This is a genomic window from Rahnella sp. CJA17(1/100) (assembly GCF_963881615.1).
Taxonomy (GTDB): domain Bacteria; phylum Pseudomonadota; class Gammaproteobacteria; order Enterobacterales; family Enterobacteriaceae; genus Rahnella; species Rahnella aceris.
On the sequence record NZ_CAWOJA010000033.1, the window covers coordinates 377,468 to 393,220 of the forward strand.

14 protein-coding genes are annotated in these 15,753 nt (G+C 55.1%); 8 read left to right on the plus strand and 6 right to left on the minus strand.

Annotated features, from left to right (window positions below):
* Position 1: 1 nt before the first annotated feature.
* Genes rsxC through nth form a run of 5 tightly spaced genes read left to right on the plus strand, consistent with a single transcriptional unit; the run spans position 2 to position 5,124 of the window.
* Positions 2–2,107 carry an electron transport complex subunit RsxC gene (gene rsxC / locus AACU55_RS16350; protein WP_134705770.1) on the plus strand — a complete coding sequence of 702 codons (2,106 nt, stop codon included), beginning with the start codon at positions 2–4 and terminating at the stop codon, positions 2,105–2,107.
* A complete protein-coding gene (gene rsxD / locus AACU55_RS16355) occupies positions 2,108–3,160 on the plus strand; it encodes an electron transport complex subunit RsxD (protein WP_013575428.1) in 1,053 nt (350 codons plus the stop codon).
* A gap of 9 nt (positions 3,161–3,169) precedes the next feature.
* On the plus strand, positions 3,170–3,802 hold the full coding sequence (gene rsxG, locus AACU55_RS16360) for an electron transport complex subunit RsxG (protein WP_013575427.1): 633 nt from the start codon (positions 3,170–3,172) through the stop codon (positions 3,800–3,802).
* Positions 3,795–4,493: an electron transport complex subunit E gene (locus tag AACU55_RS16365; protein ID WP_013575426.1), complete on the plus strand. Its 699-nt coding sequence runs from the start codon at positions 3,795–3,797 to the stop codon at positions 4,491–4,493. Before rsxG ends, AACU55_RS16365 begins: the two co-directional genes overlap by 8 nt.
* Positions 4,486–5,124, plus strand: coding sequence for an endonuclease III (nth, locus tag AACU55_RS16370; RefSeq protein WP_013575425.1), 639 nt, complete (start codon positions 4,486–4,488; stop codon positions 5,122–5,124). The genes AACU55_RS16365 and nth overlap by 8 nt, the downstream gene beginning before the upstream one ends.
* A 611-nt stretch (positions 5,125–5,735) precedes the next feature.
* On the opposite strand, the gene AACU55_RS16375 is transcribed toward nth, so the two are convergent.
* The 4 genes from AACU55_RS16375 to AACU55_RS16390 all read right to left on the minus strand — a co-directional run bounded on the left by AACU55_RS16375 (position 5,736) and on the right by AACU55_RS16390 (position 9,262).
* Positions 5,736–6,233, minus strand: coding sequence for a DUF2501 domain-containing protein (locus AACU55_RS16375; RefSeq protein WP_037033961.1), 498 nt, complete (start codon positions 6,231–6,233; stop codon positions 5,736–5,738).
* A gap of 89 nt (positions 6,234–6,322) precedes the next feature.
* Complete coding sequence (locus AACU55_RS16380) at positions 6,323–7,252, minus strand: LysR family transcriptional regulator (RefSeq protein WP_013575423.1); 930 nt, start codon at positions 7,250–7,252, stop codon at positions 6,323–6,325.
* A 48-nt stretch (positions 7,253–7,300) separates the two neighbouring features.
* Positions 7,301–8,281 carry an alpha/beta hydrolase gene (locus AACU55_RS16385; RefSeq protein ID WP_134705771.1) on the minus strand — a complete coding sequence of 327 codons (981 nt, stop codon included), beginning with the start codon at positions 8,279–8,281 and terminating at the stop codon, positions 7,301–7,303.
* A 105-nt stretch (positions 8,282–8,386) separates the two neighbouring features.
* Positions 8,387–9,262 (minus strand): nickel/cobalt efflux protein RcnA, encoded by an 876-nt coding sequence (locus AACU55_RS16390; protein ID WP_134705772.1) that lies wholly within the window; start codon positions 9,260–9,262, stop codon positions 8,387–8,389.
* A gap of 119 nt (positions 9,263–9,381) precedes the next feature.
* Between AACU55_RS16390 and rcnR the strand changes: the two genes are divergently transcribed.
* A complete protein-coding gene (gene rcnR / locus AACU55_RS16395) occupies positions 9,382–9,654 on the plus strand; it encodes a Ni(II)/Co(II)-binding transcriptional repressor RcnR (protein WP_013575420.1) in 273 nt (90 codons plus the stop codon).
* 73 nt (positions 9,655–9,727) lie between these two features.
* Here rcnR and AACU55_RS16400 read toward each other — a convergent pair whose 3' ends face one another.
* Positions 9,728–11,146 (minus strand): NarK family nitrate/nitrite MFS transporter, encoded by a 1,419-nt coding sequence (locus tag AACU55_RS16400; protein WP_013575418.1) that lies wholly within the window; start codon positions 11,144–11,146, stop codon positions 9,728–9,730.
* A 362-nt stretch (positions 11,147–11,508) separates the two neighbouring features.
* Here AACU55_RS16400 and narX point away from each other — a divergent pair, with 362 nt between their 5' ends.
* Together narX and narL are read left to right on the plus strand one after the other, a co-directional pair.
* Complete coding sequence (narX, locus tag AACU55_RS16405) at positions 11,509–13,299, plus strand: nitrate/nitrite two-component system sensor histidine kinase NarX (RefSeq protein ID WP_131637636.1); 1,791 nt, start codon at positions 11,509–11,511, stop codon at positions 13,297–13,299.
* The gene (gene narL, locus AACU55_RS16410) at positions 13,296–13,946 is read left to right on the plus strand and encodes a two-component system response regulator NarL (protein WP_013575416.1); all 651 of its coding nucleotides are present in this window, start codon (positions 13,296–13,298) and stop codon (positions 13,944–13,946) included. The genes narX and narL overlap by 4 nt, the downstream gene beginning before the upstream one ends.
* A gap of 82 nt (positions 13,947–14,028) precedes the next feature.
* On the opposite strand, the gene AACU55_RS16415 is transcribed toward narL, so the two are convergent.
* On the minus strand, positions 14,029–15,537 hold the full coding sequence (locus AACU55_RS16415; protein WP_112198570.1) for a YchO/YchP family invasin: 1,509 nt from the start codon (positions 15,535–15,537) through the stop codon (positions 14,029–14,031).
* Between the last annotated feature and the right edge of the window lie 216 nt (positions 15,538–15,753).

Below are 15,753 nucleotides of genomic sequence, written 5' to 3' on the forward strand. Positions count from 1 at the left end.
CATGTTTAATCTGTTTGCGGCGCTCAAAAAAGACAAAGTCTGGGACTTCGACGGCGGTATTCATCCGCCGGAAATGAAGACTCAGTCAAGCCACGTTCCGCTGCGCAACGTGCCGCTGCCTGAGCGCTTTATCATCCCCCTTCAGCAACATCTTGGCCCTGAAGGCGAGCTGTGTGTGAAAGCCGGCGACCCTGTGTTAAAAGGTCAGCCGCTGACCACTGGCCGTGGCCGTACCGTGCCGGTTCACGCGCCGACGTCGGGCGTGATCACGGCCATCGAACCGCACATCACCGCGCACCCTTCCGGTCTGAAAGAACTCTGTGTGCTGATTGAAGCCGACGGCCTTGATACCTGGTGCGAACGCGAATTCATTGCCGATTACCGCCAGCTTTCTGCTGATGAACTGAATCAGCGCATCAGTCAGGCCGGTATTGCCGGGCTGGGTGGCGCAGGCTTCCCGACCGCCAGCAAATTAGCCGGTGGCCTGACATCGACCCGCACACTGATCCTCAACGCGGCCGAATGTGAGCCTTACATCACTGCCGATGACCGGCTGATGCAGGAACATGCCATGGAAATTCTCCAGGGTACGCGCATCCTCTGCCACATGTTGCATCCTGAACGGGTGCTGATCGGCATCGAAGACAACAAACCTGAAGCGATTGCCGCGCTTAAAGCCGCGATCAGTGCTGAAATCTCCGACGGAGTGCGTTTCGAACTGCGGGTCATTCCGACCAAATACCCGTCCGGCGGTGCCAAACAGCTGACCAAAATCCTGACCGGCCTCGAAGTGCCGAAAGGCCATCACTCGTCGTCCATCGGCGTACTGATGCAAAACGTCGGCACCGTGTTTGCCATTAAACGCGCAATCATTGACGGCGAACCGCTGATCGAACGCGTGGTCACGCTGACCGGTGAAGCGATGGCAAAACCGGGCAACGTCTGGGCGCGTCTGGGCACGCCGATTGAACACCTGATGCAGGAAGGCCAGTTACAACCGCAGGGCGATAAAAAGATGGTGATCATGGGCGGCCCGCTGATGGGCTTCACCCTGCCATCGCTCAATGTGCCTGTGGTCAAAATTTCCAACTGTCTGCTCGCGCCGTCTGACGCCGAACTGGGTCAGCCGGAGCCGGAAGAAGCCTGTATCCGTTGCAGCCTGTGCGCGGAATCCTGTCCGGCCGGTTTACTGCCTCAGCAACTTTACTGGTTCAGTAAAGGTGAAGAACACGAAAAAGCGCGCAAGCATAATCTGTTCGACTGCATCGAATGCGGCGCCTGTGCGTATGTCTGTCCGAGCAATATTCCGCTGGTGCAATATTACCGTCAGGAAAAGGCCGAAATCCGCGCCATCGATGCAGAGACTGCCCGGGCCACCGAAGCCAAAGCCCGTTTCGAAGCCAAACAGGCGCGTATGGAACGTGAGAAATTAGCGCGTGAAGAGAAACATCAGAAAGCGGCAGTGAAGCTGGACGACGTCGCAGCAGAAGAAGCACCTGTCGCTGAAAAGGCCACGGAACAACAGGCCGAAGCCGATCCGCGCAAAGCGGCGCTGGCCGCTGCCATTGCCCGTGCAAAAGCCAAAAAAGCCGCCGCTGAACAGGACATTCCGGTGGCTTCTGAGCCGGTGCCTGAAACGCCGCCATCTGCAGAAGACGATCGTAAGGCCGCCGTGGCAGCCGCTATTGCCCGCGTGAAAGCGAAGAAAGCCGGCAATAACGGCGTTGTCGTGGAAGCCAAAGAAAGCGAACTGAACGTTGCACCACAGCCCTCCGCTGACGACGATCGCAAAGCTGCTGTCGCCGCCGCCATTGCCCGCGTGAAAGCCAAAAAGGCCGCTGCTGCGCAACCTGCGGGCACTGAAGAAAACGTGACAACGTCACCTGCAGAACCTTCCGCAGACGACAAACGCAAAGCGGCGGTGGCGGCTGCCATCGCGCGTGCCAAAGCCAAAAAAGCCGCTGCACTGAGTGAAGCGCAGGACGCTGAACCGGAAGAAAAAGAAACATCACAACAAGAAAGCGATCCACGCAAAGCCGCTGTAGCGGCTGCGATCGCCCGAGTTAAGGCCCGTAAAGCCGCTCAGACAATGTCGAACGAGGAATAGATGGCCTTCAGGATTGCAAGTTCACCTTTTACGCATAATCGCCAGAACACCAGTACCATCATGATGATGGTGATTCTGGCGTGTATTCCCGGCCTGCTCGCTCAGGTCTGGTTCTTCGGTTACGGCACGCTGATTCAGCTGACGCTGGCTATCGTCATTGCCCTGCTGGCAGAAGGTGCGGTGTTACAGTTGCGCAAACTGCCGGTGAAAAAACGCCTGGGCGATAACAGTGCCCTGCTGACAGCCGTTTTGCTGGGTATCAGCCTGCCGCCGCTGGGCCCGTGGTGGATGGTGGTGCTCGGCACGATTTTCGCCATCATCATCGCCAAACAACTTTACGGGGGTCTTGGTCAGAATCCGTTTAACCCGGCCATGGTAGGTTATGTGGTGCTGCTGATTTCTTTCCCGGTTCAGATGACAACCTGGCTGCCGCCGGATGTTTTACAGCATCATCACGTCGGATTCACCGACACGCTACTGACCATTTTCACCGGCCATAACAGTCAGGATCTGACCGCGTATCAGTTGAACATGAACGTGGATGGCGTGACGCAGGCGACACCACTGGATGCGTTTAAAACCGGTCTGCGCTCCGGCCATACCGCCGATCAGATCCTCGGAACGCCGCTGTTCAGCGGCACGCTGGCCGGTCTCGGCTGGCAGTGGATTAACCTCGGATTCCTGGCCGGTGGCCTGTTCCTGATGTGGCGCAAAATCATCAGCTGGCATATTCCGGCCGCCATGTTAGGCATGCTGGTCATTTGCGCGGGTATCGCGTGGGGTCTGGCACCGGAAAACTATCCTTCACCGCTGATCGGACTGTTCTCCGGCGCGACGATGCTGGGCGCATTCTTTATTGCCACGGATCCGGTGACGGCATCCACCACCCCGAAAGGCCGCCTGATTTTCGGGGGACTGATTGGTTTACTGGTGTGGCTGATCCGCAGTTACGGCGGTTATCCGGATGGTGTCGCTTTTGCCGTTTTACTGGCCAATATCACCGTGCCGCTGATTGATCACTACACACAACCACGTGTTTACGGGCATCGCTGAGGAAGAATTATGTTAGCTACAATGCGACGCCACGGCCTGATTCTGGCTTTCTTTGGCGCACTGATGACCGGTATGACGGCACTGGTCAACCTGATGACCAAGCCGACCATTGAACATCAGGCGCTGTTACAGCAAAAAACGCTGTTTGATCAGGTGATCCCGGCCAGCGTGTACGACAACGATATGCAAAACGAATGTTACAACGTCACTGATGAGTCACTTGGCAGCATGGCACCGCACCGTCTGTATCTGGCGCGCAAAAATGGTCAGCCGGTGGCTGCCGTGGTTGAAACCACCGCGCCTGATGGCTATTCCGGTGCGATTCAGTTGCTGGTGGCGGCTGATTTTCATGGCAAAGTTTACGGTTCCCGCGTGCTGGAACAGCACGAAACGCCGGGGCTGGGTGACAAAATTGAAGTGCGCATTTCCGACTGGATCAAACATTTCGCCAATCAGACCGTCAATGGTGCAAGCGATGAGCGCTGGGCGGTGAAGAAAGACGGCGGTATGTTTGATCAGTTTACCGGTGCGACCATTACACCGCGCGCCGTCGTCCGCTCGGTAAAACGTACGGCGCTGTTTATCGGGACGGTACCGTCTCAGCTTTCCCACCTCACCCCTTGTGGAGCCCGTGATGAGTGAAGCCAAAAAGATAATCGTTCAGGGTCTGTGGACCAATAACTCCTCGCTGGTTCAGCTGCTGGGGCTTTGTCCGCTGCTGGCCGTGACGTCGACTGCCACCAACGCCCTCGGTTTAGGGCTGGCGACTACGCTGGTGCTGACCTGTACCAACGCCATGATTTCCGCATTCCGTAAGTGGATCCCGGATGAAATCCGCATCCCGATTTACGTACTGATTATCGCCTCGGTGGTCAGTACCGTGCAGATGCTGATCAATGCCTACGCGTTCGGTCTGTATCAGGCGCTGGGCATTTTTATTCCGCTGATTGTGACCAACTGCATTGTGGTCGGCCGTGCCGAAGCCTGTGCCGCCAGCAGCCCGATCCATCTGGCCGCCCTCGACGGCGCGATGACCGGCCTGGGCGCAACCTGCGCAATGTTTGTGCTGGGTTCAATGCGTGAAATTCTCGGCAGCGGCGTGCTGTTCAATGGCGCTGATTTGTTGCTCGGCAGTTGGGCGAAAGTGCTGCGCGTCGAAGTGCTGCATCTGGATAACCCGTTCCTGCTGGCGATGTTACCGCCGGGCGCATTTATCGGCCTCGGTCTGCTGCTGGCCGGCAAATATCTGATTGATCAGCGTATGAAAGCACGGCAAGCGGCACAGCACGTTGTGGCGGAAGAAAGTCTGCCAAAGGGAAGCGTTCATGAATAAGGAAAAACGCACCGAAATTCTCAGCCGTTTGCGCGATAACAATCCGCATCCCACTACCGAACTGGTGTACACCACCCCGTTCGAACTGCTGATTTCGGTATTACTTTCTGCGCAGGCTACCGATGTCAGCGTGAACAAGGCGACGGCAAAGCTGTATCCGGTCGCCAACACGCCTGAATCGGTTCTGGCCCTTGGCGTGGACGGCGTAAAGGAATACATCAAAACCATTGGCCTGTTTAATGCCAAAGCGGAGAACGTGATTAAAACCTGCCGTATTTTGCTGGAAAAACACCATGGTGAAGTGCCGGAAGACCGCGCAGCGCTTGAAGCGCTGCCTGGCGTTGGCCGCAAAACCGCCAACGTAGTGCTCAATACCGCCTTCGGCTGGCCGACCATTGCCGTGGATACGCATATTTTCCGCGTCTGTAACCGCACGAAGTTCGCGCCGGGTAAAACCGTGGATGACGTCGAAGAGAAATTGCTGAAAGTGGTTCCGGCCGAGTTCAAGCTCGACTGCCACCACTGGCTGATCCTGCATGGCCGCTATACCTGCATTGCACGTAAGCCGCGGTGCGGGTCGTGTTTGATCGAAGATTTGTGCGAGAGTAAAGAGAAGGTTTATGCGGAGTGAAAGGGGGTTCCCTTTGGATCCCTTTAAATGGCTTTAAAAGCTTTAAATAGAATTGAGTAAATTTCGGTTTCTCAATAACGGTTATCACACGGCCTTTCGTGCCGAAACCGACCAGAGGGGAAAGGCTTTTCCCCTCTGAACTCCCCTCGCTTTTTCAAACATGTGTTCCGCGCGCTGGCTATGTTTCAGCAACCGCAGCGACAGGCTGGAAATCTTGCCGCTGCGCGGTTCCTTCGTTTCGGGATTGCAGCCTATGGTCTGCAACCTCTCATTCAGCAAGCTTTCTGAATCGCCCGCAGGATCTTAAATTCAAAAAACAAAATTACTCTGTTTTAGAGAGTTCAATGGCGTGCTCAAAATCCAGCTGAACGGAGCGGCTTCGAGACCTGTGGCTCGAAGACCGAGAGAAGGTAGTGCGCAGCACCTGGATTTGCGCCACTCATCAATACAGCAGAACATGTCCCTTGCGCCAGCGGAGCGCGCAGTGAAAAAGCGCGGAGACCAGAGGCCCGCGCGTTACCGGGTCTCTGGTCGGTGTGGGCCGATGCCCACGGTGTTGACCTTGAATTTGAATTTGAAGTTAAAAGCCGCCATTGCAGCGGCCTCTGCAATCAAATAAACGATTTCGCCTGCTTCAGCACCACATCACAGGCTTTGGTTTTCACTTTCTCTTTCACCTGCGTCAGCCCGCTCCCCAGATTATTCAGATCCACACTTTGATCTTTACCGGTTTTCAGCAAACCACCCAGACCCTGCTGATAATCCTGGCTTTCAGCACCCTCTGCCGTCTGGATGCCCAGCTTGCTCAGCAACTGATCTTTCACATTCTCAGTGCTGGCTTTGGAAAGTACGTTGTTCTTCACGCAGTACTGCAACACACCTGCGACGTTGTTCGCGCTGGTCGACGTCAGGGCACTGTCGCCGCCACTGAGCAGCGAGGTCAGCGAAGATGTGGTACCGGCAGAACCGGTTTTGCTGCTGGTGCCATTCAGTCCTTCGTTGGCGGCCTGCTGCAGTTGTCCCAGAAGATTATTCGAAGCCTGTGCACCTGCTGAAAGCAAAATACCCGCAGAGGCCATCGCCAGAACAACGGCTTTCAATGTTTTCATGTCTTACTCCATCCATTTCACATAAGTATTGCGGCAAAGCTTGGGCTGAAAGTTTCATTACATCAATAGGAATACCGGACAGAACGTCTTTATTGCGCCACATTTGACGACTTGTTAAGCGCCTGCTGCGCCAGCCAAAGCCCGGCGGCGGTGAAGAAATGCTGCGCCAGCGGCGTTGCCCTTCCCGCTTCGGCGACGACCAGCGCGGCGTGACGACTCATCGGCGTGATATCCAGCGGGCAACGTTTCAGTGCAGGATGCATTTCATCAATCAGATGTCCACGCGGCACCAGCGCACAGCCAATTCCGACAAACACGCCCTGCATCAGCTGGAAAATAGACGTGCTTTCCAGCCGCGGATGCAGCTCAAGTCCGGCCTGGCGGAAGAAATTATCCAGATACCGGCGGAAATAGCGGCTCGGTTCAGACAGACACAACGGCAGCGCGGCAACCTGTTCGGCGGTTATCCGTTCAATGCCCTGTAACTGCGGGAAATGATCCGGGTGATACACCACGTCAACACCGCCATCATCGAGCGGCACCAATTGGAAGCGCAGCTCATTGAGCGTCGAGAACTCAAAGAAACCGATACCGACATCCACCGAATGGCTGCTCAGCGCTTCAATCAACTGATCAGCACTGACTTCTGCCACGCGGTAATCCAGCCCCGGATGCGCTTCGCTTACCGCCTTAATCAGTTGTGCCAGCGACACGCTGCATTGCGGCATCACGCCGATACGCAATGTCCCGCTCATGCCCTGTTTCAGCGATTCGACCTCCAGTTTCAGGCCTTCATAGACAGCCACGATTTCCCGCGCCCAGCTCAGCACCCGCAGACCTTCTGCGGTAAAACCTTCGAAGTTATTACCGCGATTGATCAGATTCAGGTCGAGCTCTTTTTCGAGGTTTTTGAGACGCATCGACAGTGTCGGCTGGCTGACAAAGCTGGCTTCCGCCGCCCTGCCAAAATGCCGTTCGCGTTCGAGGTTACAGAGATAGATAAGTTGTTTGATATCCAATTTATTTTCTAATTCAGCCGGTTGTTATGCCTTATCGATTGCTGCTGATTATAAGCCAAAGTCATGATAATGACGCAGCGGATTAAAACCGGCTAAGGCATCCTGACGTTGTTTGCGGGCGCGACGGGCCAGCGCATAGGCCGGATCGCCATTGAAACCGTGGAATCCGCCCGGATAGATGCTGAATTCCACCGGCACGCCAGCGCGGATTAACCGGCGGGCATAGTCGATGTTTTCATCGAGGAACAAATCAATTGAGCCGACGCCAATCCAGGCCGGTGGTAATCCGCTCAGATCCTCTGCGCGGGCAGCCGCAGCGTAGCAGGAAATATCCGGCAAACCGGCTTCGTGACCGAGGTAGGCGTGCCAGCCGAAACGGTTGTCCTCGCGCGTCCAGGAGAATTCGCCGGTCACCGGATTCGGGTTGGGATCGGTTACAGTGCGGTCGTCGAGCATCGGATACATCAGGTTTTGAAACGCCAGTGTCGGACCGCCCCGGTCGCGGGTCAGCAGCGCCAGAGAGGCCGCCAGCCCGGCACCGGCGCTGTCACCCATCACACCGATATGCGCAGGGTCAATACCCAACACCTCTGCCTGTGCGGTCATCCAGATCAGCGCGGCATAACAATCTTCCAGCGGGCCGGGGAACGGCGTTTCCGGCGCGAGGCGGTAATCCACCGATACAATGACGCAGTCGTGCTGTGCCGTCGTCGGGCGGGTCAGCGGCATCGACTGTTCAGGGCTGCCCAGCACATAACCGCCACCGTGAATATGCAGAATACCCATCCGGCCTTTCCGTTCATGCTGCGGCGAAATCACCACGACACGCACCGCTGGCGCATTTTCACCACCTGAAATGTGATGCTGACTAACCGTTACCGGCAACCCGTCATCCTGTAACAGACTTTCCAGCGCCGCCGTCTGACGTTGCTCGCGCATGGCAGGCAGAACGGAGGCTGCAAGCACGCGTTCTGGCATCAGATCCAGTAACGGGCGCAGTTCGGGGTCAACAAGGTGGGCAGTTTTCATGGCGGGATCCATTTATCCGTTTATCATCCCGTCATTTATAACGCCTTGAGCCGGTTTTAAAAAGTCTGAATTGTTATTGCTTATGACTGATTACGTTCAGATTTTTCATGAGGTTAAGCCCATAACCCCGTGAATGCCCATATAAATCCCCACCAGCGCGATCAGCACACTGGAAAAATAAGGCGCCCGGCGCGCCAGCGTGTTTAAACCGCTCCAGCGTTTAGCCGCCTGGCGGACACTGACGGCAGCCGCCACGCCTACAGTTACCAGCGTCAGCGCCAGTCCGATGCTGAAACACACTACCATCGTCGCTCCCAGCGCCAGTTGTTTAAGCTGGATGCAGATCAGCAGCACGGTAATGGCGGCCGGGCACGGGATCAGCCCACCGGTCAGACCGAAAAATAAAATCTGCCCGTTAGTCACTTCCGTACTGGCAAAACGTCGCTCAATATCGCTGGCGTGCGCCAGTTCATGGGCGTCCTGATATTCCTGCGGCGACAGGCTGATACGCTTCATGCCACGCAGGTTATTAAGTCCCCGGGGCTGAACGTGACGCTGAACATTCGCATGCGTGCGGGAATGTCCGTGATGATGGTCATGATCAGCATGATGCCCGTGCGTGTGCTCCTTCTTCCAGAGTTGTTCGCCGCGAAATGTACGCCAGAACATCCATGCCGCCGTGCCCAGGATGATAACCGCAGACACCAGTTGCAACCACGGCTCGACAGCCTCTGCGGTGAACCGGTTGCTGAGATACATGCCGCCAAACGCGATGATCCAGACAATCGCAGTATGCGAAACCGTGGCCGCCAGCCCCAGTAAAATAGCCTGCCGGACAGTGCCTTTAATCGCAATGATAAAGGCAGCCATCATGGTTTTCGAATGGCCCGGCTCAAGCCCGTGTAAAATCCCCAGCAATATGGCGCTGGGTATAAAGATCCACGCATTTCCCTGCTGTAAAAGGGTAGAAAAGTCATTCATGGTAATGATTCCCGATAAGGTAGGCGCTGGGATTCTACTCCCCCCCAGTATTAAATACACCCCCCCAGTATCCACAAATGATATGATCGCGCCGTCATTGGTGTCACGGAGGAAGTGAGATGTCCCATACCATTCGCGATAAACAGAAGCTGAAAGCCCGTACCAGCAAAATTCAGGGTCAGGTGGCGGCGTTAAATAAAATGCTGGATGAGCCCCATGAATGCGCGGCTGTTCTGCAACAAATTGCCGCGATCCGCGGCGCGGTGAATGGCCTGATGCGGGAAGTGATTAAAGGCCATCTGACTGAGCATATTGTTCATGAAGAAGATGTTGTGAAACGTGAGGCCGATCTGGACGTCGTACTGAGCGTGCTGAATTCTTACGTGAAATAACCTCCTGTGCCGCAGGTCTGATCACGCCAAAAGGGGCCGAAGCCCCTTTTATTTCCTTCACGGAGTATCGCGATTAGCTTTTGACTTGTTTGGTGGCAAAACCTTTGTTTAGTTTGCGCCAGTACACCAGCCAGGTGATCAGCGCACAGACCACGTAAAACACCAGGAAGACTTTCATCGCGCCAGCCGGTGAACCGGTCAGCGCCAGTGAAGTCCCGAACGCTTTAGGAATAAAGAAACCGCCAATCGCGCCGATTGAAGAGATAAAACCGAGCGCCGCAGCAGTATCCGTCACCGCCTCACGCAGCGCTTCATCATCGCTGGCGCCACGCGCTTTAGCCTGGTCGGTAGTCAGTTTGCGGAAAATCACCGCAATCATCTGGTAGGTGGAGCCACTGCCCAGACCGGCCGTCAGGAACAGCACCATAAATACCGCGAAGAATGCCGGGAAGTTGCCGCCCGCGCCGCCGACCGGCAAGGTCAGGAACAGTAAACCGGCAAAAATCGCCATGACGATGTAATTCACCAGGGTTACGCGAATACCGCCAAGGCGGTCTGACAGCATGCCTCCCGCAGAACGCGCCAGCGCGCCAAAGAACGGGCCGAAGAAGGCGAATTGCAGGATGTTAACGTCGGGGAACTGGGTTTTAGTCAACATCGCAAAACCGGCGGAGAAACCGATAAACGAGCCGAAAGTCGCCAGATACAATATGCTCATGATCCACAGATGACCGCGTTTCAGCACCGGCAACTGCTGGCGGATTGAGGCTTTAGAAGACGCCAGATCGTTCATACCAAACCAGGCAGCAAGCGTACCGATGATCAAAAAGGGTACCCAAATCCACGCCGCATTTTGCAGCCACATGTCCGCACCGTTCGCCAGGGTTTGTTTATCGCTGAAAGCCGCAAACACACCCAGGGAAATGACCAGCGGCGCAACCAGTTGCATCACGCTCACGCCCAGATTACCCAGACCGCCATTGATCCCTAATGCGCCGCCCTGCTTCGCTTTCGGGAAGAAGAAGCTGATATTGGACATGCTCGAGGCGAAGTTTGCTCCACCGAAACCGCACAACAGCGCAATGATCAGGAAAACGTTATACGACGTGGTGGTATCCTGCACCGCAAAACCCAGCCACAGGCACGGCAGCACCAGAAACACGGTACTGATGGCTGTCCAGCGGCGGCCACCGAACAGTGGGATCATAAAGGAGTAAGGCACGCGCAACAGTGCGCCGGACACAGACGGAATAGCGGTCAGCATAAACAACTGATCCGTGGTGAAGTTAAAACCGACTTTATTGAGGTTAACGGAGACCAGGCTGAACAGCATCCAGACGCAGAATCCCAGCAACAAACACGGCACGGAAATCCATAAATTACGGCTGGCCACTTTATGCCCGGTCTTTTCCCAAAAGGCCGGATCTTCCGGACGCCAGTCCTGCAGCAGGCGTGACGGTTTTTCCGTCGGTGAAGCTGATGTGTGTGACATGTGTACCTCGGTGGCAACGCATTGTTGTTGTAATGATTAAGTTATGTCGCACACACTAGGTAGAGCCCCGCTTCAGGATGTTGATACAAATCAACGCAAACGCAGGTGGATAATGCAGGAAAAATGACCATGAATCCTTTGTGAGTATCCGGTGAAAAAAGAATAAACTGCTAGTATTCATAAAGTTGATGAAGAAATATTCTTTCATCTAATGAAGGTATAAATCAGATGGAAATAAAGGAGTAACCATAAAGAGGTATAGGGAAACGCCCTCTGATCATAAAAAATGCCCACTCTGTACAGCTGGTGTCAGCCCGGCACGGTATCCGCAGCTTTCGATATAGGTTCAGGAAATACTATTCATGTTTAAACGCGCACTGCCTTCTTTATCGCTCATCAGCCAGATCACATTGCTGATGCTGCTGCTCGGCCTTCTGGGCATTGGCGGAATGAGCATGGCGGCGTGGATGGCGGGCAGTATCGAAGGCAACGCCCATGCGATTAATAAAGCGGGTTCCCTGCGTATGCAGAGTTACCGGCTGTTGTCGCAGGTTCCCCTGAGCGAAACCAGTGCCCGTTATATCAGCCAGATGGAAGCTGACGAAAGCAGCGCCGATTTATTACAGGCGGTAGAGCGCGAAAACCTGCAACCGCAGTTTCTGGCGTTACGTCAGTACTGGCAAACTACCCTGCGCGACCAGCTTCTGGCGGCTAAGCATCCACAAGATGTATCAGCCAATATCGCCGTATTTGTCGGCCAGCTTGATGTGCTGGTCGCCGCACTTGAGTACAAAACCGAATACCATCTGCAACAGATTTCGCTGATTCAGCGCGGGCTGGTGGCGGTCACTGTATTACTGATGGCGCTGACCATCTGGTTCCTGCGCCGCCATCTGTTAACGCCCTGGAAAAGCCTGCTCGCACAGGCCAGCGCCATTACCGCCGGGGATTTCAGCCACCGCTATCAGCGCAAACGTGTGGCGAATGGCGATGCGCATAATGAAATGGATATTCTCGGTGATTCGCTTAACAGCATGTCGCTGGCGCTGGCGGAGATGGTCGATAATCTGGCGCAGCGCGTGGCAGAAAAAACCGCCGACCTGCAACAAAAAAATCAGATGCTGGATTATCTGTACCGTGTGAGCCGTCAGCTTCACACCAGCGACCCGCTTGAGGTGCGCATGGAGCCGGTGCTGAAAGAGTTACAGTCACTGACTCCGCTGAGCGGAATTCAGTTGCGCCAATACGAAAATAACAGTGTGGAAGTGTTCAATGAATTCAGCCATGCTTCACCCCGTCAGCCTGACAGCCCTAAGGTCGGTGAACATGCGGATGACGGCGGCGAATCCCTGAGCTGGAGCCTGCGCGACGATCGTGAAAATTACGGTGTGTTGCTGGCACAGTTGCCGCCGGGCCAGTATCTGGATGACGATCAGCAGCAACTGCTACATACCCTGCTGGAACAGCTCACCAGCACCCTGATGCTGGCGCGTCAGGCAGAACATCAGCAGCAGTTAATGCTGATGGAAGAACGCTCAGCCATCGCCCGCGAACTGCACGACTCGCTGGCGCAGTCGCTGTCGTGCCTGAAAATTCAGGTGGCCTGCCTGCAAATGCACGCTGACACGTTTTCTGAAGAAGATAAAAATCTGTTGCAGCAGATGCGTGAGGAACTGAGTACCGCTTATCGTCAGTTGCGGGAACTGCTGACCACGTTCCGACTGACGCTCAATACTCCCGGCCTGCGCGCTGCGCTGCAACATACCGTGGATGAATTCTCGCGCCGCATGGGTCTGTCCATCGGTTTTGATTACCAGATCCCGCCGCGTTCCGTGCCGGCTAATCAGGGTATTCACCTGCTGCACATCGCCCGTGAAGCCCTGAACAATGTTTACAAACACGCTAACGCCACGCAGGTATCGCTTTCACTGCACTGTCATGACGGCGAAATCAACATGCGTGTTTGTGACAACGGCGAAGGCATTTCACAGGACGTCGAGCGACAAAATCATTATGGCCTGATCATCATGCAGGATCGCGCCAGTACCTTACACGGCAGTTGTCGGGTCGCCCGACGCCCGGATGGCGGCACAGAAGTCACGGTGCGTTTCCGTCCGGAAGCCCTGCCTGTCAATCCCCAGGAGCAAGTATGAACGACATCACCCCTTCCACTATTTTGCTGATTGACGATCATCCTATGCTGCGTAACGGCGTGAAACAGCTGATCGCGCTGGACTCGCGTCTCAAGGTTATTGGCGAAGCCAGCAATGGCGAACAAGGCGTTGAACTGGCGAAACAGCTCGACCCGGATCTGATCCTGCTGGATCTGAATATGCCGGGCATGAACGGGCTGGATACCCTCGACAGCATGCGCCAGACCTCGCTTTCCGGTCGTATCGTGGTATTCAGCGTGTCGAATCACGAAGATGACGTGGTGACAGCCCTGAAACGTGGCGCGGATGGTTATTTACTGAAAGATATGGAACCGGAAGATTTGCTCGCCGCGTTGCATAACGCCGCCGCCGGGAAGATGGTGCTGAGCGAAGCGCTGACGCCGGTGCTTGCCGCCAGCCTGCGTGAAAGTCGCCCGAGCGGTGACCGCGATATTCAGTCCCTGACGCCGCGTGAACGCGACATCATCAAACTGATCGCTGAAGGTTTACCGAACAAAATGATCGCCCGCCGTTTGAATATCACCGAAAGCACGGTGAAAGTGCACGTCAAGCACCTGCTGAAAAAAATGAAACTCAAATCCCGCGTCGAAGCGGCGGTATGGGTGTTGCAGAGTAATGTGCTTTAACAAGGTGTTAGCCTTTAAAACCCCCTCCCTGCCTCCCCCTTCGCTGGGGGAGGAGCAAAAAGCCAGACCATCAGTGGCTCGATCAAAAATTCAGCCCGGCGTCGTTGCCGTATTGCGGTTGCGCAGTCAGCGGCGGGGATACATTGAGGGTGATCCAGTTTGACGTCACTTTCTGCGATTTACTGTCTTCCACGGTCACCGACAGACGATAAATGTTGGTGGCGTCCGGGGAATCATCCCACGGCGGCACAATCACACTCCAGCCATCGGGATTACGGTTATTCGCGGGTGGCGTCAGGCTCAGCGCCTGCGTATCGCCCTGCCAGCTCAGCGCCACCACTGAATTCAGCGCGCGCAGTTGCAGTTTCAGCGGCACAGTTTCGCCCGGCTGCAATGACCACGGCGGCGTGGCTAAAAACACCGACAAGGTTTTACGCTGTTTGAATTCCATCACCGGCATATTATTGCGATCAACCATGTCCATGCGGCTTCCGCGCAGCGAGCGCGCTGCCGCGACATTCCGGAAAGACAATTGTTGATCCAGCGGCACACCCAGCCGGTAATTGAGGGTCAGTTTCACCACATCCTGATTATCGCCATCCTGCCCGGCCTGATGCTCGGCCATCACCGTCACCAGCGGTACCGGTGTGTAATTCACGCCAAACGACACCGCCGAGGGATTACTCTGCCGCGTGCCGTTACCGAACAAATCCACCTGATGACCGAAATACTGCTCATAACTCAGCGAAGCCCCCAACTGGCGGTAGAACGGTAAATAGCCTTTGGTGGTGATGTCATAGCCACGCGCCTGACGGCGCAGTTGCGCAGACGTACTGCTGTCGGCTTTATAGGACGAAAACGGATGATAATAATTGGTGGAGAAACGCAGGTAATCTGTCCAGGCTTCCGCGCCCAGACTGCCGCGCGTCAGCTGATGATCGAAATCATTATCCACAAAAGCGTTATATCCCAGCATCCACGCGCCGGTGTTGAAGCGCTGGCCCAGGCCGAAATTACCGACAGTGGCATCCGTCTCGCTTTGCAGGCCAATCTGGCTGTAAACCAGATTGGTTTGAGAATTATATAGCGGGCTGAAAAGCCGGCCGGAGCTGCCGTCAAGATTACGCCCGGTCATATCCAGTGAGGTGCTCACTGTCCCCAGCGGCGAAAGCAAACTGCTGGTTTCTTTTTGCACCAGTTTCGCGGCCTGACTCAACGCCAGCGTCTCCGCCTGCACACGCAGGGGATCATCGCTGTCCGTAGTGGTGGCTCCCAGCTCTTTCAGCGTGGTAGCAAGTTGTTTTTCAGTGGCCGTCGGTCCGGTATTGTTATGGATATACTGGCTGCCAAGGCTCGGTAACGTCTGAGACGCTTGGGTCGGGGTGCCATTGTTAAAGACAGAACTTTCGTCGCTGGCAGGCAGAAAACCGCTGAGGTTATAGCTGAGTGCGCCGTATTCGGTGGGTTCTGCCGTCAGCGCACTGGCGCTTACAGCATAGAAGGCGGTTCCCCCAGCCATCAGCAAAGAGGCGCAGGTCTTGCCTGCAAATCGCTTCAATAAATCAGAAAAAAAATCTGTGACGTCAGTCATACCTTACACATTTTGCCCGTAAGGTTTGATCTTACCGCACGGTCAGCATAATTCAACCTTCACGCCACGAACGGCCACATACATCATTCCCTTAAATGAAATCATGCCAATTAATTTCCATAGTGAATACATGGATGATTTGCCGCCACCTCACAAAAAATATCACCTAAAATAACACCAAAGATATCATTGCACACATTTGATAACATTTTTAAC